Origin of the sequence: Janthinobacterium sp. PSPC1-1 (genome assembly GCF_049897625.1) — a bacterium.
GTDB classification, from domain to species: domain Bacteria; phylum Pseudomonadota; class Gammaproteobacteria; order Burkholderiales; family Burkholderiaceae_D; genus Janthinobacterium; species Janthinobacterium tructae.
In genome coordinates this window covers 1,201,371-1,223,576 of record NZ_JAFCWP010000001.1, presented here as the reverse complement: position 1 = coordinate 1,223,576, position 22,206 = coordinate 1,201,371, and the positions used below count along the sequence as shown (strand labels likewise).

The 22,206-nt window shown below is 63.1% G+C and carries 18 protein-coding genes; 10 read left to right on the top strand and 8 right to left on the bottom strand.

Translation table 11 applies throughout. The features are described from left to right. Nucleotides 1-44: 44 nt before the first annotated feature. A complete protein-coding gene (locus tag ACP7EG_RS05465) occupies nucleotides 45-1,799 on the bottom strand; it encodes a methyl-accepting chemotaxis protein (RefSeq protein WP_426086758.1) in 1,755 nt (584 codons plus the stop codon). Nucleotides 1,800-2,137: 338 nt separating this feature from the next. Between ACP7EG_RS05465 and ACP7EG_RS05460 the strand changes: the two genes are divergently transcribed. The 7 genes from ACP7EG_RS05460 (at nucleotide 2,138) to ACP7EG_RS05430 (ending at nucleotide 10,465) form a co-directional block, all read left to right on the top strand. Continuing rightward, the gene (locus ACP7EG_RS05460) at nucleotides 2,138-3,073 is read left to right on the top strand and encodes a 5'-nucleotidase (protein WP_426086756.1); all 936 of its coding nucleotides are present in this window, start codon (nucleotides 2,138-2,140) and stop codon (nucleotides 3,071-3,073) included. Nucleotides 3,074-3,291: 218 nt separating this feature from the next. Beyond that, entirely contained in the window at nucleotides 3,292-6,735 is a 3,444-nt protein-coding gene (mfd, locus tag ACP7EG_RS05455; protein WP_426086755.1) for a transcription-repair coupling factor, read from the top strand. A 31-nt stretch (nucleotides 6,736-6,766) separates the two neighbouring features. After that, a complete protein-coding gene (serB, locus tag ACP7EG_RS05450; RefSeq protein WP_426086754.1) occupies nucleotides 6,767-7,633 on the top strand; it encodes a phosphoserine phosphatase SerB in 867 nt (288 codons plus the stop codon). A gap of 67 nt (nucleotides 7,634-7,700) precedes the next feature. Next, the gene (locus ACP7EG_RS05445; RefSeq protein ID WP_426086753.1) at nucleotides 7,701-8,453 is read left to right on the top strand and encodes a hypothetical protein; all 753 of its coding nucleotides are present in this window, start codon (nucleotides 7,701-7,703) and stop codon (nucleotides 8,451-8,453) included. Next, a complete protein-coding gene (locus ACP7EG_RS05440; RefSeq protein WP_426086752.1) occupies nucleotides 8,450-9,367 on the top strand; it encodes a TIGR04222 domain-containing membrane protein in 918 nt (305 codons plus the stop codon). Before ACP7EG_RS05445 ends, ACP7EG_RS05440 begins: the two co-directional genes overlap by 4 nt. Next, a complete protein-coding gene (locus ACP7EG_RS05435) occupies nucleotides 9,357-10,211 on the top strand; it encodes a DUF692 domain-containing protein (RefSeq protein WP_426086751.1) in 855 nt (284 codons plus the stop codon). Before ACP7EG_RS05440 ends, ACP7EG_RS05435 begins: the two co-directional genes overlap by 11 nt. Next, the gene (locus tag ACP7EG_RS05430) at nucleotides 10,208-10,465 is read left to right on the top strand and encodes a hypothetical protein (protein WP_426086749.1); all 258 of its coding nucleotides are present in this window, start codon (nucleotides 10,208-10,210) and stop codon (nucleotides 10,463-10,465) included. Before ACP7EG_RS05435 ends, ACP7EG_RS05430 begins: the two co-directional genes overlap by 4 nt. 16 nt (nucleotides 10,466-10,481) lie before the next feature. Here ACP7EG_RS05430 and ACP7EG_RS05425 read toward each other — a convergent pair whose 3' ends face one another. After that, nucleotides 10,482-12,347 carry a serine hydrolase domain-containing protein gene (locus ACP7EG_RS05425; protein ID WP_426086748.1) on the bottom strand — a complete coding sequence of 622 codons (1,866 nt, stop codon included), beginning with the start codon at nucleotides 12,345-12,347 and terminating at the stop codon, nucleotides 10,482-10,484. Nucleotides 12,348-12,439: 92 nt separating this feature from the next. Here ACP7EG_RS05425 and ACP7EG_RS05420 point away from each other — a divergent pair, with 92 nt between their 5' ends. Then, a complete protein-coding gene (locus ACP7EG_RS05420) occupies nucleotides 12,440-12,802 on the top strand; it encodes a DUF4870 family protein (protein WP_426086747.1) in 363 nt (120 codons plus the stop codon). Nucleotides 12,803-12,838: 36 nt separating this feature from the next. On the opposite strand, the gene ACP7EG_RS05415 is transcribed toward ACP7EG_RS05420, so the two are convergent. Beyond that, nucleotides 12,839-14,005, bottom strand: coding sequence for a cystathionine beta-lyase (locus ACP7EG_RS05415; protein WP_426086745.1), 1,167 nt, complete (start codon nucleotides 14,003-14,005; stop codon nucleotides 12,839-12,841). 96 nt (nucleotides 14,006-14,101) lie between these two features. After that, a complete protein-coding gene (rimO, locus tag ACP7EG_RS05410) occupies nucleotides 14,102-15,457 on the bottom strand; it encodes a 30S ribosomal protein S12 methylthiotransferase RimO (protein WP_426087140.1) in 1,356 nt (451 codons plus the stop codon). A 310-nt stretch (nucleotides 15,458-15,767) separates the two neighbouring features. On the opposite strand from rimO, the gene ACP7EG_RS05405 reads away from it, so the two are divergent. Next, nucleotides 15,768-17,363, top strand: coding sequence for a hypothetical protein (locus tag ACP7EG_RS05405; RefSeq protein WP_426086744.1), 1,596 nt, complete (start codon nucleotides 15,768-15,770; stop codon nucleotides 17,361-17,363). Between the two features lie 91 nt (nucleotides 17,364-17,454). Here ACP7EG_RS05405 and phaR read toward each other — a convergent pair whose 3' ends face one another. Both phaR and phaC read right to left on the bottom strand, forming a co-directional pair. Then, the gene (gene phaR, locus ACP7EG_RS05400; RefSeq protein WP_071076767.1) at nucleotides 17,455-18,018 is read right to left on the bottom strand and encodes a polyhydroxyalkanoate synthesis repressor PhaR; all 564 of its coding nucleotides are present in this window, start codon (nucleotides 18,016-18,018) and stop codon (nucleotides 17,455-17,457) included. 225 nt (nucleotides 18,019-18,243) lie between these two features. Then, complete coding sequence (phaC, locus tag ACP7EG_RS05395; RefSeq protein ID WP_426086743.1) at nucleotides 18,244-19,959, bottom strand: class I poly(R)-hydroxyalkanoic acid synthase; 1,716 nt, start codon at nucleotides 19,957-19,959, stop codon at nucleotides 18,244-18,246. Between the two features lie 121 nt (nucleotides 19,960-20,080). Between phaC and ACP7EG_RS05390 the strand changes: the two genes are divergently transcribed. Further along, on the top strand, nucleotides 20,081-20,305 hold the full coding sequence (locus tag ACP7EG_RS05390; protein ID WP_243420269.1) for a hypothetical protein: 225 nt from the start codon (nucleotides 20,081-20,083) through the stop codon (nucleotides 20,303-20,305). 16 nt (nucleotides 20,306-20,321) lie between these two features. Here the strand turns inward: ACP7EG_RS05390 and pgeF are convergent, their stop codons facing one another. Together pgeF and ACP7EG_RS05380 are read right to left on the bottom strand one after the other, a co-directional pair. After that, nucleotides 20,322-21,107 (bottom strand): peptidoglycan editing factor PgeF, encoded by a 786-nt coding sequence (pgeF, locus tag ACP7EG_RS05385; protein WP_426086741.1) that lies wholly within the window; start codon nucleotides 21,105-21,107, stop codon nucleotides 20,322-20,324. Next, the gene (locus ACP7EG_RS05380; protein WP_071076764.1) at nucleotides 21,107-22,132 is read right to left on the bottom strand and encodes an RluA family pseudouridine synthase; all 1,026 of its coding nucleotides are present in this window, start codon (nucleotides 22,130-22,132) and stop codon (nucleotides 21,107-21,109) included. The genes pgeF and ACP7EG_RS05380 overlap by 1 nt, the downstream gene beginning before the upstream one ends. Between the last annotated feature and the right edge of the window lie 74 nt (nucleotides 22,133-22,206).

Sequence of the window (22,206 nt, the reverse complement as noted above, 5' to 3'; positions counted from 1 at the left end):
CGCAAGGCGGCCGTCCGGTAGCGCAGGCTGACGCCGTCACGCCATCAGAACACTTCCCACTCGTCGTCGCGCGGCGCGCTCTGGCGCTGGGACGGCACGGCGTGCAGGGCCGGGCGTCCCGCGGTGGGACGCGGCGGCGCCGGACGCTTCGGCGCGGCGCTGGCGACCACGCGGCGCGGCGCGGCCGCTTTGGCATGCGTGGCAGGCGCCTGTGCGCCATCGAGCTTGAAGACGCTGACCACCCCGGCCAGCTGGCCCGATTGCTCCTGCAGCGATTCGGCCGCGGCGGCCGCCTCTTCCACCAGGGCCGCATTTTGCTGCGTCACCTGGTCCATCTGGCCGATGGCCTGGTTGATCTGGTCGATGCCCGAGCTTTGCTCCTGCGTGGCCAGGCTGATTTCCGCCATGATGTCCGTCACGCGCTGCACGCTGGCGACGATTTCGGCCATCGTGTTGCCTGCCTCGCCCACCAGCTTGCTGCCCGCGTCGACCGCCACCACGGAGTCGCCGATGAGGGTCTTGATTTCCTTGGCCGCCGCCGCCGAGCGTTGCGCCAGGTTGCGTACCTCGCTGGCCACCACGGCGAAGCCGCGCCCCTGCTCGCCCGCGCGCGCCGCTTCCACGGCCGCGTTCAAGGCCAGGATATTCGTCTGGAAGGCGATACCGTCGATGACGGAAATGATGTCGACGATCTTGCGCGACGAATCGTTGATGGCGTCCATGGTCTCGACCACCTTGCCCACCACCTCACCGCCCTTGACGGCAACGCCGGAAGCGCTCAGCGCCAGCTGGTTGGCCTGCTGGGCATTGTCGGCGTTCTGCCGCACGGTGGCGGTCAGCTCCTCCATCGACGATGCCGTCTCTTCCAGCGAACTGGCCTGCTCTTCCGTGCGCGAGGACAGGTCCAAATTGCCGCTGGCAATTTCCGACGACGCCGTGGCAATGGTTTCCGTGCCGCTGCGCACCTGGCCGACGATGTTGACCAGGCTGGAATTCATGTCTTTCAGCGCCTGCAGCAGCTGGCCCGTCTCTTCCGTCGTGTGCACCTCGATGTGGCTGGTCAGGTCGCCCGAAGCCACCGTTTGCGCCACTTTCACGGCCGCATTGATCGGCTGCGTGATGGCGCGCGTGATGTAGGCGGCGCAGCCCATGCCCAGCGCGGAGGCCAGCAAGCCGAGGATCAGCATCAGGCTTTCCGAGCGGGTCACGGCCGCGCTGCCGTCCCTGACGCTGGCGTCGGCCACGCCGTTATTGAGCTTGATGATCTCGTTGAGCGTGGCTTCGGCCTTGCAGAACAGGCTGCGCGAAGCCTGGTACTGCTGGTAGAACGCCACGAACAGCTCTTTCTGCCGCGGCTCGTCGCGATTGTCGGCCAGCTGGCGCAGGATGGCGCGCACCTTGTCGTCGTCCGCCTTCCAGGCAGTCCACTCGCCCTGGAAGCGCTGCCACAGCACCGCTTCCTCGGGCGTTTGCGGCAGCGGCTCGTACAGCTTGCGGCCCGCCTCGATATTGCTCCAGGCCTTGGTGCGCAACTGCAGCGCTTCCGCGAACTTGTCTTGTGCCTGGTAATTGTTTTCATAGATGGCGGCCGTCAGGGTGGCGGCGGCGACGGCCGTCTGGCCCTCGTTCATCATCATCAAGCCCTGGATCGACGGCAGGCGCACCACGCCGATCTCGTTGACGGCGTTGCCCACGGTGGCGATGCCCGTGTAACCGCAGATGCCCACCACCAGCAAGGCCGCCATCATCACGGCGACGAGGGTCGCCAACTTCCATTTGATCAGTAAATTCTTAAACATGGCTAGGTCCTTTATTAGTCAAAACTGCTGCTGGCAAGGCTGAGGCTGGCATGTTCAGGTAAAACGGCTGACATTTGTATAAAGGTGGCGGGGGTGGGGCGTACGCTTCGTTACAATTGGCGAGAATTCATAATTGCAAGCATAGAGGAAAAATATCTTTCTGGCTGCTACATACTTGATACAGAACAAGATTTATTTCTTTGCTGTGGCGCGTGTTGCACAGCGGACAAAAAAATGGCCTGGCGCCCTGCTTTGGTGCAAAAAATCGCCGCGTGCCACTATTGGCTGCGCAGTTGATAGTCGTATAAGATGCGCAACAAGCAAACAACAGGCAGACCATGGCATATCCTATCGAACACAAACTGGTGATCGGGGTCGCTTCCAGCGCCCTGTTCGACCTGGCCGAATCGCACCAGGTCTACCTCGACAACGGCCCCGAGGAATACCGCAAGTACCAGGAAACGCATATCGACACGGTCTTGCCGCGCGGCGTGGCCTTTCCCTTCATCCGCCGCTTCCTGAACATCAACAAACACTATCCGCGCCAGTCGCCTGTGGAAGTGGTGCTGTTTTCGCGCAATTCGCCGGAAACGGGTTTGCGCGTGATGCACTCGATCGCCCACTACGGCCTGGACATTTCGCGCGCCGCCTTCATGACGGGCAAGTCGCCCTACCCCTACTTGCCAGCCTTCAACGCCTCGCTCTTCCTCAGCGCGAATGAAGGCGACGTGCGCAGCGCGCTGGCCTGCAACTATCCGGCCGGCCTGGTGCTGCCGTCGCGCACGGAAGACGACGAGAACGACGAAGAACTGCGCGTGGCCTTCGATTTCGACGGCGTGATCGCCGACGACGAAGCGGAAACCGTGTTCAAGCGCAACAATGACGTCGATGAATTCCACGCCCATGAAACCCTGAACGTGGGCACGCCGCACCGCCCCGGCCCGCTGGCCGACCTGTTCCAGAAGCTGGCCACCATGCAGCGCCTGGAAGAAAAGGCGCAGCGGCGCGACCCCGGCTACAAGAAGATCCTGCGCATCGCCATCATCACGGCGCGCAATGCGCCCTCGCACGAGCGCGTCGTGACGACCCTGAAAAGCTGGGGCGTGGCGGCCGACGAGACGTTTTTCCTGGGCGGCATGGACAAGTCGCGCGTGCTGTCCGTGTTCAAGCCGCATATCTTCTTCGACGACCAGATGAGCCATTTGAAGTCAGCCGGCGGCACGATACCGATGGTGCATGTTCCTTTCGGCATCGCCAATATCCGCGCAGGATAAAACCTGCTGCGCGTCGTGCTTTGCGGCCTGCGATGCTCACTGTGCTCAAGCACAGTTGCGCTTCTCGGCCACAAATCACTGCCGCTCGCGACGGTTTTCTCAAGCGCGGAGATATAAGTGATGGTCTATAATCTCGCCTGTCAGCGCCGTCAATGGCGGCGCGGCGCGCACCACAGCTGTCCCATTCAACTGCCTCTGTCACCAGTGTCATCGCCTGCATGTCCTTAGACTTAACAAAAGCCCTTCCCAAGCCCGGCAACCGCTATGCGCTGCCCGCCCTGTATGGTTCATCCGACGCCTATGCCCTGGCGCTGGCCGCGTTGGAATTGAAAGCGCGGGGCCAGATGCTGGCCGTGGTGGTGGCGCAGGCCAGCGACGGCCAGCGCCTGCTTGATGAAATCCCGTGGTTTGGCGGCAAGGAACTGCGCTGCCATCTGCTGCCGGACTGGGAAACCCTGCCCTACGACGCCTTTTCGCCGCACCAGGACCTGGTCTCCGAGCGCCTGGCCACCTTGCACGAAATCCAGACGCGCCAGTGCGACGTGCTGATCGTGCCGGCCACCACGGCGCTGGTGCGCCTGGCGCCGCCGTCGTTCCTCGCCGCCTACACCTTCTTCTTCAAGAAGGGCGAAAAACTCGACGAAGCACGCCTGAAGTCGCAGCTGACCCTGGCCGGCTACAGCCATGTGTCGCAAGTGATGTCGCCCGGCGAATACTCGGTGCGCGGCGGCTTGCTCGACCTGTTCCCCATGGGTTCAGCCCTGCCCTACCGCCTGGACCTGTTCGGCGACACCATCGAGACCATCCGCACCTTCGACGCCGACACCCAGCGCTCGCTGTATCCCGTGCACGAAGTGCGGCTGCTGCCGGGGCGTGAATTCCCCATGGACGAAGCGGCGCGCACCACCTTCCGCAACCGCTGGCGCGAACAGTTCGAGGGCGATCCTTCGCGCTCGGTGGTCTACAAGGACATCAGCAGCGGCATCGCCTCGGCCGGCATCGAATACTACCTGCCCCTGTTCTTCGAGCAGACGGCCACCCTGTTCGACTACCTGCCGCCCGACGCTTCGCTTGCCCTGGTAGGCGAGATCGACGCTGCCATCGGGCGCTTCTGGACCGATACCCAGTCGCGCTACCGCTTTTTGAAAGCGGACCGCGAGCGGCCGATCCTGCCGCCCGAATCGCTGTTCCTGTCCGACGAGCAGTTCTTCGGCCTGGCCAAGCCCTATCCGCGCCTGGCGATTGCGAAATCGAACGACGCGCTGGCCTCCGAACTGTCGGCGCCCGTGCCGAACATCGCCGTCAACCGCCGCGCCGACGATCCGCTGGCCAACCTGCGCAGCTATCTGCTGCAAGCGGGCCGCCGCGTGATGATCTGCGCCGAATCGAACGGCCGCCGCGAAACCTTGCAGCAGTACTTCACCGAATACGATCTGCACCTGACGCCGGTGGAAGGCAGCGACGGTTTTCTGCAGTCCGACGCCAAGCTGATGCTGGGCGTGGCGCCGCTGCATGCGGGCTTCGAGCTATTCACGCCGGACGGCAATCTGGCCTTCATCACCGAGACCGAGCTGTATGCCGGTTCCGGCCGCAGGGTCGGCAGCAAGAAGCAGGAAGGCGTGACGCAGGTCGAATCGATGGTGCGCGACCTGTCGGAGCTGAAAATCGGCGACCCCGTGGTGCACATCAACCACGGCATCGGGCGCTACATGGGCCTGACCAGCATGGACCTGGGCGAAGGCGAGACGGAATTCCTGCACCTTGAGTACGCGAAGGACACGAAACTGTATGTGCCGGTGTCGCAGCTGCATGTGATCTCGCGCTATTCGGGCGCCTCGCCGGAAGACGCGCCGCTGCACTCGCTCGGCTCGGGCCAGTGGGAAAAAGCGAAAAAGCGCGCCGCCGAACAGGTGCGCGACACGGCCGCCGAGCTGCTCAACCTGTATGCGCGCCGCGCGCTGCGCCAGGGCCACTCGTTCGAATTCTCGTCGCACGACTACCAGCGCTTCGCCGACAGCTTCGGCTTCGACGAGACGCCGGACCAGGCCGAGGCCATCCGCAACGTCATCAAGGACATGACCTCGGGCAAACCGATGGACCGCCTGGTGTGCGGCGACGTCGGCTTCGGCAAGACGGAAGTGGCCCTGCGCGCGGCCTTCATCGCCGTCATGGGCGGCAAGCAGGTAGCGATACTGGCGCCCACCACCCTGCTGGCCGAGCAGCATGCGCAAACCTTCGCCGACCGCTTCGCCGACTGGCCCGTGCGCATCGCGGAATTGTCGCGCTTCCGCAGCGGCAAGGAGATCACGCAGGCGTTCAAGGGCATGGCCGACGGCACCATCGACATCGTCATCGGCACGCATAAACTGCTCTCAAGCGACGTCAAGTTTACCCGTTTGGGCCTGGTCATCATCGACGAGGAACACAGGTTTGGCGTGCGCCAGAAGGAAGCTTTGAAAGCCTTGCGCGCGGAAGTGGACGTGCTGACCCTGACGGCCACGCCGATTCCCCGCACCCTGGGCATGGCGCTGGAAGGCTTGCGCGACTTTTCCATCATCGCCACGGCGCCGCAAAAGCGCCTGGCCATCAAGACTTTTGTCCGCAGCGAAGGCGAAGCCATCATCCGCGAAGCGTGTCTGCGCGAACTCAAACGCGGTGGCCAGATCTACTTCCTGCACAACGAGGTGGAAACCATCCAGAACCGCCTGGCCATGCTGACGGAACTGCTGCCCGAGGCGCGCATCGCCGTGGCGCACGGCCAGATGCACGAGCGCGACCTGGAAAAGGTCATGCGCGACTTCGTCGCCCAGCGTTTCAATATTTTGCTGTGCACGACCATCATCGAAACGGGCATCGACGTGCCGACGGCGAACACCATCATCATGCACCGCGCCGACAAGTTCGGCCTGGCGCAGCTGCACCAGCTGCGTGGCCGGGTCGGACGCTCGCATCACCAGGCCTACGCCTACCTGCTGGTGCACGACGTGCAGGGCTTGACCAAACTGGCGCAACGCCGCCTGGACGCCATCCAGCAGATGGAAGAACTGGGCAGCGGCTTTTACCTGGCCATGCACGACCTGGAAATCCGCGGCGCCGGCGAGGTGCTGGGCGAGAGCCAGTCGGGCGAGATGACGGAAATCGGCTTCCAGCTGTATTCGGACATGCTGCACGAAGCCGTGCGCTCGCTGAAGGCCGGCAAAGAGCCGGACCTGGCAGCGCCGCTGGCCTCGACGACGGAAATCAACCTGCACGTGCCGGCCCTGCTGCCAGCCGATTTTTGCGGCGACGTGCACGAGCGCCTGTCGATCTACAAACGCCTGGCCAACTGCGCCACGCCAGAGAAGATCGACGATATCCAGGAAGAGCTGATCGACCGCTTCGGCAAGTTGCCCGACCCCGTGAAAGCGCTGATCGAGACGCACCGCCTGCGCATCGCGGCGAAAACCGTGGGCATCGTCAAGATCGACGTGCATGGCGAAGCGGCCACCCTGCAATTCATGGCCAAGCCCCCCATTGACCCGATGCGCATCATCGAGCTGATCCAGAAGAACCGCCATGTCAAACTGCATGGCCAGGACAAGCTGAAAATCACGGCCGCCATGCCGGACCTGGCCGCGCGCGTGACGCAGATCAAGACCACCATCAAGCAATTGACGGTGTAGACCATTTCGACCATTTATGCAGGATAGCCCCATGACCAACACGACTTCCATCACCATGAACCTGATCCTGCAGGGCCTGGACGGCGACAGCGCCCGCCTCGATCGCATCGCCGCCCTGGCCGCGCCCACGTCCGTCACGCGCCTAGGTCCGAACGCCGTGCGCTGCGAGCAGATCGCCTATTCGCCCGCGCTGCGCCCCACCATCGAAGTGGCGGCCCAGGCGGCCCAGCTGGACGCCACCTACATGATGGGCCAGCGCGAACTGAGTGAATTCAAGCTCGTGGCGATGGACATGGATTCGACCCTGATCACCATCGAGTGCATCGATGAAATCGCCGACATGCAGGGTCTCAAACCGCAAGTGGCAGCCATCACGGAAGCGGCCATGCGCGGCGAACTCGATTTTAGCGCCAGTCTGAAGCAGCGCGTGGCCCTGCTCGAAGGCCTGGACGCATCGGCCCTGCAGCGCGTCTACGACGAACGTTTAAAACTGTCGCCGGGCGCGGAAACCATGCTGGCAGCTGTGCAGAAGGCCGGCCTGAAAACCCTGCTGGTGTCGGGCGGCTTTACCTTCTTCACCGAGCGCCTGAAGGAACGCCTGGGCCTCGACTACACGCACGCCAACGAACTGGAAATCGTCGACGGCAAGCTGACGGGCCGGGTTTTGGGCGGCATCGTCGACGCCGAGGAAAAGCAGCGCACCGTGGAGCGCGTCTGCGCGCAGATGGGCATTACGCCAGCGCAAGCCATCGTCATGGGCGACGGCGCCAACGACTTGAAAATGATGGGCATCGCCGGCCTGTCGGTGGCCTTCCGCGCCAAGCCCGTGGTGCGTTCGCAAGCCGATGTGGCGCTGAATTTTGTGGGACTCGATGGCTTGCTGAACGTATTGACCTGACTTGGCGCCTGGCGGTGCGCGCACGATGGCATATTTTTGCTATATTGCAAACTTGTGAATACCAAGCTTGCCCATCGTGAAAGAACGCCACATGCCGCCATCGCTGCCAGAAGAGATACAACACCACCTGGATGTGTTTGTCGCCGCCGCGCAAACGGCCTTCGGGGATGACCTTGCCGCCGCCGTGCTGTTTGGCTCGGCCGCCGATGGCCAGTTGCGCGCCACCTCCGACGTCAACCTGCTGTTGCTGCTCAAGCGCTTTACGCCGGCATCGGCCGATGCGCTGCGCGGGCCATTGCGCATGGCGCACGCCGCCATCGATTTGCAGGTGATGTTCCTGCTCGAGAGCGAATTGACGCAGGCCGCCGACGCCTTCGCCGTCAAGTTCGCCGACATCATCGCGCGCCATCGAGTACTGCTGGGCAATGACCCTTTCGCCAGCCTGCACACCAGCCGCGACGCCGTGCTGCGCCGGCTACGGCAAGTGCTGCTGAACCAGCAGGTGCGCATGCGCGAACGGTATATGCTCCTCAGTCTGAACGAAGAACAGCTGGCCGGCGCCGTCGCCGACGCAGCCGGTCCCCTGCGTGCGGCCGCGGCCTCGCTGGCGCAGATGGAGGGCAAGTCTGCGCTGTCCGGCAAGCAGGCGCTCGAAGCGTTTGTCGACCAACTGGGCGACCCGGCCCTGCACGCTGCCCTGCAAGCCATGTCGACGGCGCGCGAAACGGCGCGCCTGGCGCCGGGGCAGGCCCTGCCCGCCTTCACCAGCCTGATGACGATTACCGAACGCCTGCGCGAACACGCGGAGCAGATGCAGTGAACGGCGTCAATCCGTTCGACTGGAGCGGGCCCTGGTTCCTGCTGGCCTATCTGATATTCGGCCTGCTCGTGTATTACAGCGCGCGCGAGCTGCTGATCCGCCAGGAATTGCGCAATCCGCATGCCCAGCTGTCGCTCGCCGATGATCCCTACCGTATCGCCTTCCTGCGCGGCGGCGCGCTCGAAGCCGTGAAAATCGCCGCCATCGTGCTGGTCGACCGCGGCTTGCTGCGCGCCGATGGCCCGCTGCTGGAAACGGCCAGCGCCGACAGCCTGCGCTTCGCCAGCCATGACATCGAACGCGACGTGCTGCGGCTGTACCTGGGCCGCCAGGGCCACAGCAAGGAACTGGCCGCGCAGGCCGAGATGCTGCCTTCGTGCCGCGCCTACCAGGACAGCTTGACGCAGCAGGAATTGCTGGTCGGCCCGCCGCTGCTGCGCCGGCGCGCACGCATCACCTGGCCCGCACACTATTTGCTGCTGACGGTGGCCGCCGTCAAGGCCGTCATCGCCATCAGCCGCCAGCACTACAACCTGCTGTTCCTGGCGCTGCTGCTGGCGATCTTCCTGCTCATGCTGCGCGGCTTGCGCACCCAGCCGACCAGCTGGAGCGCGCAGCGGCTGCTGACCGACTTGCGCATGCTGTTTGGCCGGCTGAACCAGCGCGCGTCGCGCCTGCAGGCGGGCAGCAGCAGCGCCGACATGGCCCTGCTGGCCGCCATCTTCGGCCTCGGCGCCCTGCCCCTGTCCGTATACGCGTATGTCGCCCAGCTATACCCGGTGCCCCGGCACAGCAGCGACTCCTCGTCCGGCAGCACGGGCGACTCGTCATCGGGCGGCGGTGATGGCGGCGGCGGCGATGGCGGCGGCAGCGGCTGTGGCGGTTGCGGCGGTGGCGGCGGCTGTGGCAGTTAGCCAGGAAACCGTGCGCGACCGCGTCGGCCTGGGCTGGCGCGGCGAACTGGCTACCGGCATCCTGTCCAACCTGGCGCACATCGATGTGCTGGAAGTGATCGCCGACGATTATTACCACGCCCCGCGCGCCGGCATCGCCGCCCTGCGCAGCCTGGCGCGCCAGGTGCCGGTCAGCCTGCACGGCGTGGGCATGGGGCTAGCCTCGACGATTCCCGCCGACCCGCGCCGCCTGCATGCGATGGCGCGCCTGATGCGGCAGGTGCAAGCCGAATCCTGGTCCGAGCACCTGAGTTTCGTGCGCGCCGGCGGCGTGGAAATCGGCCACCTGGCGGCGCCGCCGCGCACGCCGCTCAGCGCCGCCGGCGCGATCGCCAATATCGCGCTGGCCACGCGCATCGTCGGCAGCGCGCCGCTGATGGAAAACATCGCCACCCTGGTCGCCCCGCCGGCCAGCACCCTGGACGAAGCGGCATGGGTGGCGCAGATTATCCACGGCGCGCACGTGCCGCTGCTGCTCGACCTGCACAACCTGTATGCGAATGCCGTCAATGTTGGGGCAGCGCCGGAGGAATTGCTGCTGCGCCTGCCCCTGGACCGGGTCGGCGCCGTGCACCTGAGTGGCGGCCACTGGATAGCCGCGCCGGGCGGCGGCCAGCGCCTGCTGGACGATCATCTGCACGACGTGCCGCCCGCCGTCTTCGCTTTATTGACCTTGCTGGCGCGCCATGCGCCGCAGCCCCTGACGGTGATCGTCGAACGCGACGGCAATTACCCGTCGTTCGAGCATGTGCTGGGCCAGCTGGAGCTGGCGCGCGCTGCCTTGCGCGCGGGGCGGCGCGCATGAGCTCTCCCGCACTCGAGACCTTTCTGGCAAGGCTGTACACGGACGACGCCCTGCGCGCAGCCTTCCTGCTCGATCCCCGGGCGCAAGCCTTGCTGCATGGCTTGTCGCCGCAGGAAGCGGAGGCGATGGCGGCGATGGATCGCGTCGGCCTGCAGATGGCGGCGGCCAGCTATCGCGCCAAGCGCGCCGCGCACGGTGGCAGGGTCTCGCCGGCGCAGCGCTGGTGGCACCGGCTGCTACAAGTCTGGCGCTGACGGCCCGCTACAGCGGCTACAACTGCCACAGTCGCAACGGCAGCAAGCCCCACCAGGCCAGCACCAGCAGCAGTTGCAGCGCCGCCAGCAAGGCGACCCAATCCCATTTCGCCCACGAGCCCGCCTCGGCAGCCGTGCCACGGCTGCGCCAGCAGCGCGCCAGGCCGAACGCCATGGCCAGCGGCAACGCACCCGTGACCAGCGCCAGCAACACGCTGGCCACGCTGACATCGCCCAGGCGCAGGTAAGACTGGAAATAGAAAAACGGCAGGGGCAAGAGCAGCGACAGCAGCGACAGCAGGGGCGCGAACAGATGGTCGCCCCGCCCCAGGCTGCGCAGCGCGGCGCGCCAGACGCCCACTACCAGCACATACAGCAAGCCCGCCATGCCCAGCGCCAGGCTGCCCCACAAGACCAGCATGCGCAGCATCGACACCCGCTCGTAGCTGCGCAAGCCGTCGCTGAGCACATGCTTGCCATCTTCTTGCATCAGCACGTGCGATGGCGTGCTGCGGTCGCTGGCGCGGAACAGCAAGCCGCCCACCGGTTCCAGTTCCTTCGGCTCGCCCTGGAACGGGATCAGGAACAGCGACTCGCCATCCCATTTCAGGCGCGTAAAGCCGAAGACGGCATCGACCCAGGCCATGCTGGCCATGGGGCTGGGTGACGGCAGATACACGCCCTGCCAGTTTTCCACCGTGGGCGCGGGCGTGCCCTGCGGCGCTGGCGCGCGCAGCGGCAGTTCCAGGTCGCGCAGCAGCAGGCGATTGAAGCGTTCATAGTCGGCTGCTTCCGCATCCGTGTTGAAGGCGACGAAGAAGGCGCTGTCCTGCTCCGGATAGATGCACAGCATGGCGCGAAAACCCACGGCCGTGCCAGGGTGGCAGGCGCCCACCACATTGTGGCGGTCGCGCACGGCCAGGGCCAGGCCGTGGCCCGTTGCCAGGCCCGCCTGCGCCGCATCCGCGCCGGCCGGTGCGGACAAGGCGCCCATCAGCGCCGGCTCGATGAAGCGCTTGTCCTGCAACTTGCCATCGCCCATCAGGAATTGCGCCAGCTTGGCCATGTCGGCCGCCGTGGTGGTAAATTGCGCGGCCGGGCGCAAATACTGCGGCACGGCCGCTTGCGCCACGCCATGCTCGAAGTGGCCCATGGCCAGGCGCGGATCAGCCTGCGCGCCCGTCTGCGTGACGAAAGTAAACGTGCTGTCCGCCATGCCCAGCGGCTGCAGCAGTTGCGCATCGAGGTAGCGTTCATACGGCTGGCCCGTGACCTTCTCGATCACCATGCCCAGCAAGCCATAACCCATGTTCGAATACGCGTAGCGGCTGCCGGGCCGGGCGCGCACGCGCAGCAGATTGCGCCCGCCGTCAAAGGCGGCGGCCAGCGGCGTCTGCGGCGCCGGATTCATGCTGAACGCCTGCCAGAAACGCACGTTATCGAGGCCGGACGTGTGCGCCAGCAGGTGGCGGATGCGCACGGGGTCGCTGGTTTGCCACGGGTTTTTCAGCGCCAGTTCCGGCAGCACCTGCTGCACGGGCGTGTCGAGCGTGAGCCGGTCTTCGCTGACCAGGCGCAAGACGCCCAACGCCAGCGCCACCTTGCCCACGGAACCCACTTGCACGCGCGTGTCCGCCTGCATGGGCATGTGCTTGGCGGCATCGCGCTGGCCCGATGCTCCGACTTTGACTGTGCCATCGGGCAAGACTTCGCTCCAGACGGCGCCCGCCAGGCCCTCTTCCTTCAAGCCAGCGGCAAACTCCGCCTCCAGGGTGGGGCCGGCGGCATGGGCCGCCGTGGCGCACAGCAACAAGGCCGGGATGGCGCGCCGCAGCCATGACCCGGCGCGCGCGGCCCAAGTGGGATGTGGATGTGCTTTCAACAATGTATTTCGCCTTTTTCCATGGATTGCGCTCCCGCGCAACAGAGCTTGTTACAATAAAAACCTGAGCAAACAATCAAGCGGGAGCCTGCATGTCACAAGATATTATTCTCGATAGCCAACTCCAGCAGACCAAAAACCTGGCCTGGTGGTTGTACCTGATACATGGCGCCAGCTTCGTGTTTTCGCTGGGCGCGTTTTCCTTCATTCCGCTCATCATCAATTATGTGAAGCGGGACGAGGCGGCCGGGACCTTCGTGTACAGCCATCACAGCTGGATGATCCGTTCCTTCTGGTGGTACGTGGCCTGGATCGTCGTCGGCGCCGTGCTGTGGATTACCATCATCGGCATTCCGCTGGCGTTCCTCGTGTGGGGCGTAGCCTGGCTGTGGAAAGCCTACCGCTTGCTGCGCGGCTTCCTCGACCTGAACAACAACACCCCCGTACCCATGTAAAAGGTGCTTCGCGGCAAGCCAACGGCTTGCCGCTGCCTACATCGCCGCGAACGCCCGTTCGATATCGGCGATCAGATCCTGCGGATCTTCCAGCCCCACGTTCAGGCGCACCAACTGGCCCGGCAACTGCCAGCCCTTGCGCATGGCGGCGATGCGGTACGGCATCACCAGGCTGTTCGCGCCGCCCCAGCTGTAGCCTATCTTGAACAACTGCAAGGCGTCGACGAAACGGTCCGTTTGCGCCTCCGTGTAGCGGGCATCGAACAGCACGGAAAACAGGCCGCCCGCGCCCGTGAAATCGCGCTGCCAGATGGCGTGACCGGGACAATCGGCGAAGGCCGGATGCAGCACGGTGGCGATCTCGCTTCTTCCCTTCAGCCAGGCGGCCACCGTGCGCGCGCCCGCATCGTGGGCGTCGAAGCGCAGCTTCATGGTGGGCAAGCCGCGCAGCACCAGGTAGGCGTCATCGGCGCCCACGCCCATGCCAAGGCGCATATGCGCCAGCGCCAGGCGCTCGTGCAGCGCCCGCTCGCGCGTAATGAGCGCGCCCATCAGCACATCCGAGCCGCCCGACTGGTATTTCGTCAGCGCCTGCATGATGATGTCCACCCCCAGCTCAAAGCCGCGCAGGGCCAGGCCGGCCGACCAGGTGTTGTCCAAAGCCACCAGCACGCCGCGCGCGTGGGCGGCCGCGCAGATGGCGGGCAAGTCCGGCACTTCCATGGTCACGGAGCCCGGCGCTTCCGTCCAGATGAGTTTGGTATTCTCCTGGATCAAGGCGGCGATGCCGGCGCCGATCAGCGGGTCGTAATAGCGGGCCGTGATGCCGAAATCCTGCGCCAGCCAGCGTCCCAGTTCGCGGTTCGGGTTGTAGATGTTTTCCGGCAATAAAACGTCATCGCCCGTCTTCAGCAGCGCAAAGTCCGCCATGGCGATGGCCGCCAGGCCCGATGGCGCCAGCAGGCAGTACTTGCCCCCTTCGATCTCGGCCAGCCGCGCTTCCAGCGTGAAGGTGGTGGGCGTGCCATGCAAGCCGTAGGTATAGGCGTTCTTCTCTTTCCAGTCGCCCGAACGCATGGCCGCCACGTCCTTGAACAACACGGTCGATGCGTGATGGATGGCGTTGGGAAACGCGGCAAAGCCTTGCGGCGCCTGGTAATCGCTGTGGATCAGCGCCGTCTGGGGGGATTTGATTGTGGTCATGGCGTCGGGAAATAAAAAAAGGCGGGCCAGCAATTGCTGGTCCGCCTTGATTGTAAGGGCTTTACGCCCTGTACGCCGTACGACTGTTACACCTGCTTACTCGGCAGCGCCCCACAGGTCGTGCGCATCGGACGAGGTGATGGTGACATCGACGAATTGGCCCACGGCCAGCTTGCGGTGCGGCTCGAATGGTGGCTTCACATACACGACGCCATCGATTTCCGGTGCGTCGGCGGACGAGCGGCCCACGCCGCCGGAGCGGGTGACTTCATCGATCAGCACGCGCACGGTCTTGCCGACCTTGGCTTGCAGGCGTTTCTTGGAAATTTCTTCCTGCAGCAGCATCACGCGGCCACGGCGCTCTTCGCGCAGCTCTTCCGGCACGGGATTTTCGATGGCATTGGCCGTCGCGCCTTCGACAGGCGAATAGGCGAAGCAGCCCAGACGGTCGATCTGCGCTTCCTTGAGGAAGTCGAGCAAATACTCGAATTCCGCTTCCGTTTCGCCAGGGAAACCGGCGATGAAGGTCGAGCGGATGGTCAGGTCCGGGTTGATGGCGCGCCAGGCCTGGATGCGGTCGAGGTTTTTCTCGCCGCTGGCCGGGCGCTTCATGCGTTTGAGCACGTCAGGGTGTGCATGCTGCATTGGAATGTCGAGGTAGGGCAGGATGTGGCCGCCGCTCATCATCGGGATGATCTGGTCCACGTGCGGGTACGGGTACACGTAGTGCAAGCGCACCCAGGCGCCGTAGGTCTTGGCCAGTTCGCCCAGCGCTTCCGTCAGCTGCGTCATGTGCGTCTTGACGGGACGGCCATTCCAGAAGCCGGAACGGAATTTCACGTCCACGCCATACGCCGAAGTATCTTGCGAAATGACCAGCAATTCCTTGACGCCGGCCTTGAACAGGTTTTCCGCTTCGATCATCAGTTCGCCGATCGGGCGCGAGACCAGGTCGCCGCGCATCGATGGAATGATGCAGAAACTGCAACGGTGGTTACAGCCTTCGGAAATTTTCAGGTAGGCATAGTGCTTCGGCGTCAGCTTGATGCCTTGCGGCGGTACCAGGTCGAGGAAGGGCGCGTGCGGCTTCGGCAGGTGAAAATGGACGGAATCCATCACTTCGGACAGCGCGTGCGGACCGGTAACGGCCAGCACTTTCGGGTGCACCTTCATGATGATGTCGTCGCCGGCAGCATCTTTCTTCGCGCCCAGGCAACCGGTCACGATGACCTTGCCGTTTTCAGCCAGCGCTTCGCCGATGGCGTCGAGCGACTCTTGCACGGCAGCATCGATAAAACCGCAGGTATTGACGATCACCAGATCGGCGCCAGCGTAGGATTTCGCCGTTTCGTAGCCTTCGGCGCGCAGTTGGGTCAGGATTTGTTCGGAGTCGACCAGCGCTTTCGGGCAGCCAAGCGAGACAAAGCCCACTTTCGGCGCCGCACCTGGCATGGCCAGCATGGCCTCTGGCTTGGCGGAAGGAACGGGAATACGGTGAATTTCAGACATAGTTGGCAGCTAGCAAAATGATGAGGCGAATCGGCTATTGTACCCCGAGCCGCCCCTTGCTGTCAGCGCCGGCTTCTTTTGCTGGCGCATCTGCAACGCTACCACCCCAGCTTTGTTGCGGCCGCTGCCATCCTGGCGATGGTCGAACAAGGCCCGGCCACACATTCCAGGTGTCAAGAAAGTCAAAATAATGCCTTAGGGAAATTAATGGCATGACATATAATTTTGTTTTTTATAAAACTAAATGAATCCCATGTCTTTTTCCTTTTCCAATTTGACAGTGCGGCACCGGGCTGTCGCCGCTTGCGGCTTGACTGTATTGCTACTGAGCGGCTGCGTCGTCAACACGTCGGTGGTTGACCCACTGAAAACGAGTGCCCAATCGGGAGAAACCCCGGTGGTGGTCAGCATCACGTCGAATACCAAAGATATTTACGGCTTCAACACCATCAAGTTACGCCGTGTGGTGGCGGGGGAGCAGCGCAGTGATTTCAAGCTGGTCTCCGCAAATCTGGTGATGAAAAAGGTCGAGAGCGCGATGGCAGGCGATACTTCCCTGTTCATTGGCGCACTTCCGCCTGGCGAGTATGAGTTTGTCGAACTGATCGACACGCGGGCCAACAAGCTCTTGCATGTGTACTCGAGCATCGTGGGAAGCTTCAACATCGAAGCGGGAAAATCGGCGGATCTGGGGCGGCTGATTGTGACACGCGGCGATTTCGGCGTGCAATACGGTCGCAGCGCGCAGGTGGTATCGAATGCGCAATTGCTCCAGCGCTTTGCCCCCGACTACAGCAAGCTATTCGGCGCTGCTGCCAGCCCAGGCTGGAGCACCCCGCACCACGCGCAGGACGATGTCGAGCAATTTGCCCGCGCCCACCCGGCCGGGGCCGAGTGCGCCACCGAAATGCCCGATGGCCGGGTGGCTGCCGCCAGCCGCATGGGCGCCGTCCTGATGCGCTCGACGCAAGGGCTATGGAAGATCATCAATGCGCCCTCGGTGGAGTCGCTGTCTTGCGTGTTTCCCGTAGACCTGCCCAATGCCGAGTTGATCGCGGTAGGCGAATCGGGCTCCCTGCTACGCAAAGCGCGTGACAGCGACAAGCTGCTTCCTGTCGATACAGGCAACCTGCCGCCCGGCAACCTGCTGCGCATCGGTGGCAATTCCAAGGATGGCTGGTACGTGATGCATCGCAAGGGCGATGCATTGAACATTTTCCGTGCGAATCAACTGGACGCTGGGGACTGGCGATCCGTGTACCACTCCACCTTGCCCGGATCGTGGCTGCATGGCCCGGGCTTATTGTGGACCTGGCAAGACGCAGAGCGGATCGGCTATGCGCTGGAAAGCGGCTTGATCGGCGAACTCGATTACCGCACGGGCAAGTTGACCGAGCGCTTTAGTCCGCACAAGAAAAGCTTGACGCAGTTTATCCATCAAGCCAATGGCACGCAAAGCGTTCTGGTGGCGGCTGGTCTGGGAGGACGCTTTCCCGACGCCTATGTTTCACGGGATCGCGGCCAGAACTGGACGACTATCGTTTCGCCCTTCAAAGTCCTGATGTCGCCAGTGGCGCCGCTCAATGACGGCAAACTGCTAATGGAAGCCGGCATGTATAACGAGGGCGCCCTGCTGGTCAGCAGCGACGAAGGCAAGACCTGGGCGCCGTATGTCCCATACACTCTGCGCAACGCCCCGTTGATATTCCCGTCCGGCCTGGCGCTCAATATCCAGGAAGATTTCAAGGGTAACGTCAGCATTTACAGCTCCATGGACAATGCCAGGACATGGAAGCTGGAGCATTCAAACCAGGACCTGCTCTCCACGCTGCAACAACGGAAGCAATAACATGCAGCATCGGCAGCCGGCGGCATGACACCCGCAAAGCACAACGGCACAGGAGTTCCTGTGCCGTTGTGTGGCCCGCATTGGCTGCGGCTTACTTCTTGTCCGTCGGAGGAACCGGCGGCACGAACGGGAACGTGCCGAACAGATTCTTGCTCTGGCTCTGCATCTGTTCCTGCATCTGCACGAACAGGCTCTTGCTCTGGTCGATGTAGTTGTTCATCATGCCTTGCATCATCGGGCCCTGGACATTCATGAACTGGGTCCACATTTCCGGGCTGAATGGCTTGCCTTCGAAACTGCCGGCCGATGTGCCCGTGAATTTGTGCTGGATATCGGTGAACGCTTGCACGTTCTTTTCCAGGTAGGATCCCATCATGCCCTGCATGGCGTGGCCATAGTAGCGGATGATCTGCGACAACACGCTGCTCGAAAACATGGGCGCGCCGTTCGCTTCCTCTTCCAAAATGATTTGCAGCAAGATGCTGCGCGTCAAATCTTCACTGGATTTGGCATCGACGACGGTAAACACCTCATTGTCCAACACCAGCTGCTTGACGTCCGTCAAGGTGATGTAGGAACTGGTTTGCGTGTCGTACAGACGGCGGTTGGGATATTTTTTAATCAGGCGGTCTATACTTTTTTTTGCACTACTCATCACAAGTTCCACTTATTGCGCCGCAGCGCATACTGAGTTAATCCGAAAAAAAAGCGAACGTGGGTCCGCTTTCGCACCTGCCTACTTTTTCCATTATAGAGTGGAAAACGGCTCCATTACACATCAGGGTAGTAGATTCCCGCATTTATTGCAACGCAACTAAAAGTAGATTCCTGACAAGACCGATGATTACGCCGGCCTTGTCAGGCAAAAACGCTTTGTGACTTAATCTGCCCTGACTTTAACATACCGCCCCGGCGCCGGCTCGATTGCCGCGTGCCGCTTGTTGCCCGGCTTGCCGGGCGCCTTCACCTGCGCGCCGCCGTGTTCGGCCAGGAAGGCGGCCCATTCGGGCCACCAGCTGCCAGCGTGCTCGGTCGCGCCTACCATCCATTGCTCGGCAGTCAAGGGCTTGGCTTTCGCCGTGCGGGGCTGGTCATTGCTCCAGTAACTGCGCTTTTTCTTCAAGGCAGGATTGATCACGCCGGCGATATGCCCCGAGGCACCGAGGATAAAGCGGTTGGCTTTCGGTTTTTTCGGATTCAGCAAGGCCGTGCTGGCGTAGGCCGCGCCCCAGGGCACGATATGGTCTTCGCGCGAGCCGTAGATGAAAGCGGGCGCGTCGATGCTGCTCAGGTCGACCTGTTCACCGGCCACCGTCAGCTTGCCCGGCACTTTCAGGCTGTTTTCCAGGTAAGTATTGCGCAGATACCAGCAAAACATGGGGCCCGGCAAGCCCGTGCCGTCGCCATTCCAGTACAGCAAGTCGAACGCGGGCGGTTCCTTGCCCTTCAGGTAATTCGACTGCACGTAGTTCCATACCAGGTCGTTCGGCCGCAGGCTGGAGAACGTGCTGCCCAGGTCGCGGCCCGACATCAGGCCGCCCTTGGCCAGGCTCTGCTCGCGCAGCGCCACTTGCGGCTCGTCAATAAAGACGTCGAGCGCGCCCGTGTCGCAGAAATCGAGGAAGGTGGTCAGCAGGGTCAGGCTGGCGGCAGGATTCTCGCCACGCGCCTTGAGTACGGCCAGCGCCGTCGAGACGATGGTGCCGCCTACGCAAAAGCCGAACATATTGAGCTTGTCCTGGCCGGAAATGTCCTGCGTGACCTGGATGGCTTCGATCACGCCCTGCTCGACGTAATCGTCCCACGTCAGGTGCTGCATGCTCAGGTCCGGATTGCGCCAGGACATCAAAAACACGGTATTGCCCTGCTCTACCGCATAGCGCACGAGCGAGTTTTCCGGCTGCAAGTCAAGGATATAGAATTTATTGATGCATGGCGGCACCATCAACAGGGGCCGCTGGTGTACCGTGGCCGTCGTCGGCGTGTACTGGATCAGCTGGAACAGGGCATTTTCAAACACTACCGTGCCCGGCGTGGTGGCCACGTTGCGGCCCACTTCGAAGGCCGACTCATCGGACTGCGAGATGCGGCCCTTCTGCATGTCGGTCAGCATATTGCTCAAGCCCTTGGCCAGGCTCTCGCCCTTGGTCTCGATCAGGGTTTGCTGAGCGTCAGGGTTGGTGGCCAGAAAATTGGCGGGCGACATGGCGTCGACGATTTGCTGCACCGCAAACGCAATCTTTTGCTTCTGGTGCGGCGTCGCTTCCACGGCGTCGGCCATGGCGCTGAGAAACTCCGCGTTCAGCAGGTAGGCGGCCGCATTGAAGGCCGACAGTGGACTGGCGTGCCAGGCGGGCGCGGCAAAGCGGCGGTCTTTCAGCTCCGGCGCCTTGCCGGCCATAAAGTCAGCCCACAAGCCCGTCAGCTTGGCCACATAGGCATTTTTCAGTTGCTCGATCGCTTCCGGCTTGATGCTGGCGCCCGCATCCTGCAAAATGCCGGCAATCGGATTGCCCTGGGGCTGCGGTACCATGTTGAACCACGTCTTCCACTGCTCAGGATTGCTGATCTGCGCCATCCATTCCTTGGTCATCATTTGAGGATCGGGCATATTCATAGATGTAAAAGTCCATTAAGAAATTAAAACGTCGTCAAAAATAAATACTTCTGGATCAAAGCATGCAAACTCTTACTGACTGCCAATACCAATGATGCTCATGACCGCTGTTGCCTGGATCTATGTCGTCGGCCTCATGGCGCTGACGGAACCGTCCATCGTCGCCGGGGTGATGACCTTCGTGCTGTACTGCGTCATCCCGCTGTCCATCCTATTCTATCTGACGGGCTCGCGGCGACGCAAACGCAAGGCTGAGCGCGTCGCTGAACTGAAGGCGCGCGCGCTCGCCTCAGCAGACGATAAAACAAAAACGGCAGACACATAAGTGTCTGCCGTGCAGATTATTTGCGCCAGATCAAGCTGGCCTGTCTTCCCGTGACGCCATCGCGCCGGTACGAGTAAAACTGCGCCGCATCGCTGACGGTGCAATATTCCCCGCCCGCCACTTGCGCCACGCCATCGCGCAGCAACATGGTGCGCGCCAGCGCATAGATATCGGCCAGGTACTTGCCCGGCTTGCCGGCGATGGCGGTGAATGCATTCGATAACACTAGCCGCTCGGCAGCGTCGCGCGCGCCGTCGCGAAACGCTTGCAACACATCCTGCCCCACTTCGAATTGCTGCGGGCCAATGGCTGGTCCCAGCCAGGCGAGGATTTCCCCCCCGCCCTGCGCCCGCATCGATGCCACCGTGCGCTGCAAGACGCCGTTGGCCAGGCCGCGCCAGCCCGCGTGAGCCGCGCCAACGACCAGGCCATCGCTTGAGCTGAACAGCACCGGCAGGCAATCGGCCGTCATCACCACGCACACGGCACCCGCCTGCGTGGCGATGCTGGCGTCGGCATCGGGCACGCAACCGTCCAGGCTGGCCGCGTCCGCCACGGCCACGCCATGCACCTGCGACAGCCAGGCCGGTTCGGCAGGCAAGATGGCCGCCAGCCGCGCGCGGTTGGCCGCCACGTACGCGGGCTCATCGCCCACGTGCGTGCCCAGGTTCAAGCCACCGCCGCCCTGCCCGTCACCATACGGCCCCTGGCTGATGCCCCCCGCGCGCACGGTGGCCAGCGCGCCCACGTTCGCGGGCAGGCCGGGCCAATGGGGAGTAAGGCAAGGCAACGGTGACGTCATCAGACCTGTTCCGGCTCGGGAATGCCGGCGGTGGCGATCAGTTGCGCGAAATCATCGGCCAGCGGCACGATCCACTCGCACGCTTCCAGGGTACCCGGATGCACGAGACCCAGGCGGCGCGCCTGCAGCGCCTGGCGCGAGAAGACCGATACCAGGTGCTGCTTGCCGTACACGGAGTCACCGACCAGCGCAAACCCTAGGTGCTGCATGTGCACGCGAATCTGGTGCGTGCGGCCTGTTTCCAGACGGCACTGCATCAGGCTCACGGGACGGCGGTCGAGTTCGCCGCTGCCGATCAATTCATAGTGCGTGATGGCAGGCTTGGCGGTAAAGTTTTCCGAGACAGCCATCTTGACCCGGTCGCGCGGGTGGCGCGCGATGGAGGCGTCGATGGTGCCCGCCATTTTCGGCGTGCCCCATACGAGCGCGAAATACTCGCGCTTGACGGTACGCGCCTGCAACTGGCGCACCAGATCCGTTTGCGAAGCGAGGGTCTTGCCGACCACCATCAGGCCGCTGGTATCCTTGTCCAGGCGGTGCACGATGCCGGCGCGCGGCACGCCCGCCAGTTGCGGACAGTGGTGCAGCAAGCCGTTGAGCAAGGTACCCGACCAGTTGCCGGGGCCCGGATGCACGACCAGTCCGGCCGGTTTGTTGATCACGATGATATGCTCATCTTCGTGCACGATGTTCAATTCCATCGCTTCCGGCTTAAAAGCCTCGTCTTCCGGCGCGCTTTGCGGCAGAATGACGATCTTCTCGTCGCCATAGGCGGTCATGTTGCGCTTGGCAACTTTTCCATCGACGGTCACGAAACCGGCTTCCAGCCACAGTTGCAAGCGGCTGCGCGAGTATTGCGGCACCAGCTGGGCGATGACTTTGTCGAGGCGGTGGCCGCAGGCGTCCGGCGTCAGTTCCAATGTAATCGGGGCCATGATCTCGAAGGCGTCGTCGGCGGCAAAATCACCGTCAAACGCATCTTCGGCGCCATGGTCAGAAAGGGAGTCAAACGCGGAGTCAGCCAAATTAGGCTTCGGAGTTAATATCACAGCATTCCCATCGGCTATAATCAGCCTATTGTAAAATCTTGGTTAAAACC

What these genes read in the sequence shown, in the direction of transcription:
- ACP7EG_RS05465 (WP_426086758.1), bottom strand. Translation starts at nt 1,799, where the DNA reads ATGTTTAAGAATTTACTGATCAAATGGAAGTTGGCGACCCTCGTCGCC.
- ACP7EG_RS05460 (WP_426086756.1), top strand. Translation starts at nt 2,138, where the DNA reads ATGGCATATCCTATCGAACACAAACTGGTGATCGGGGTCGCTTCCAGC.
- mfd (WP_426086755.1), top strand. Translation starts at nt 3,292, where the DNA reads ATGTCCTTAGACTTAACAAAAGCCCTTCCCAAGCCCGGCAACCGCTAT.
- serB (WP_426086754.1), top strand. Translation starts at nt 6,767, where the DNA reads ATGACCAACACGACTTCCATCACCATGAACCTGATCCTGCAGGGCCTG.
- ACP7EG_RS05430 (WP_426086749.1), top strand. Translation starts at nt 10,208, where the DNA reads ATGAGCTCTCCCGCACTCGAGACCTTTCTGGCAAGGCTGTACACGGAC.
- ACP7EG_RS05420 (WP_426086747.1), top strand. Translation starts at nt 12,440, where the DNA reads ATGTCACAAGATATTATTCTCGATAGCCAACTCCAGCAGACCAAAAAC.
- ACP7EG_RS05415 (WP_426086745.1), bottom strand. Translation starts at nt 14,005, where the DNA reads ATGACCACAATCAAATCCCCCCAGACGGCGCTGATCCACAGCGATTAC.
- rimO (WP_426087140.1), bottom strand. Translation starts at nt 15,457, where the DNA reads ATGCCAGGTGCGGCGCCGAAAGTGGGCTTTGTCTCGCTTGGCTGCCCG.
- ACP7EG_RS05405 (WP_426086744.1), top strand. Translation starts at nt 15,768, where the DNA reads ATGTCTTTTTCCTTTTCCAATTTGACAGTGCGGCACCGGGCTGTCGCC.
- phaR (WP_071076767.1), bottom strand. Translation starts at nt 18,018, where the DNA reads ATGAGTAGTGCAAAAAAAAGTATAGACCGCCTGATTAAAAAATATCCC.
- phaC (WP_426086743.1), bottom strand. Translation starts at nt 19,959, where the DNA reads ATGATGACCAAGGAATGGATGGCGCAGATCAGCAATCCTGAGCAGTGG.
- ACP7EG_RS05390 (WP_243420269.1), top strand. Translation starts at nt 20,081, where the DNA reads ATGACCGCTGTTGCCTGGATCTATGTCGTCGGCCTCATGGCGCTGACG.
- pgeF (WP_426086741.1), bottom strand. Translation starts at nt 21,107, where the DNA reads ATGACGTCACCGTTGCCTTGCCTTACTCCCCATTGGCCCGGCCTGCCC.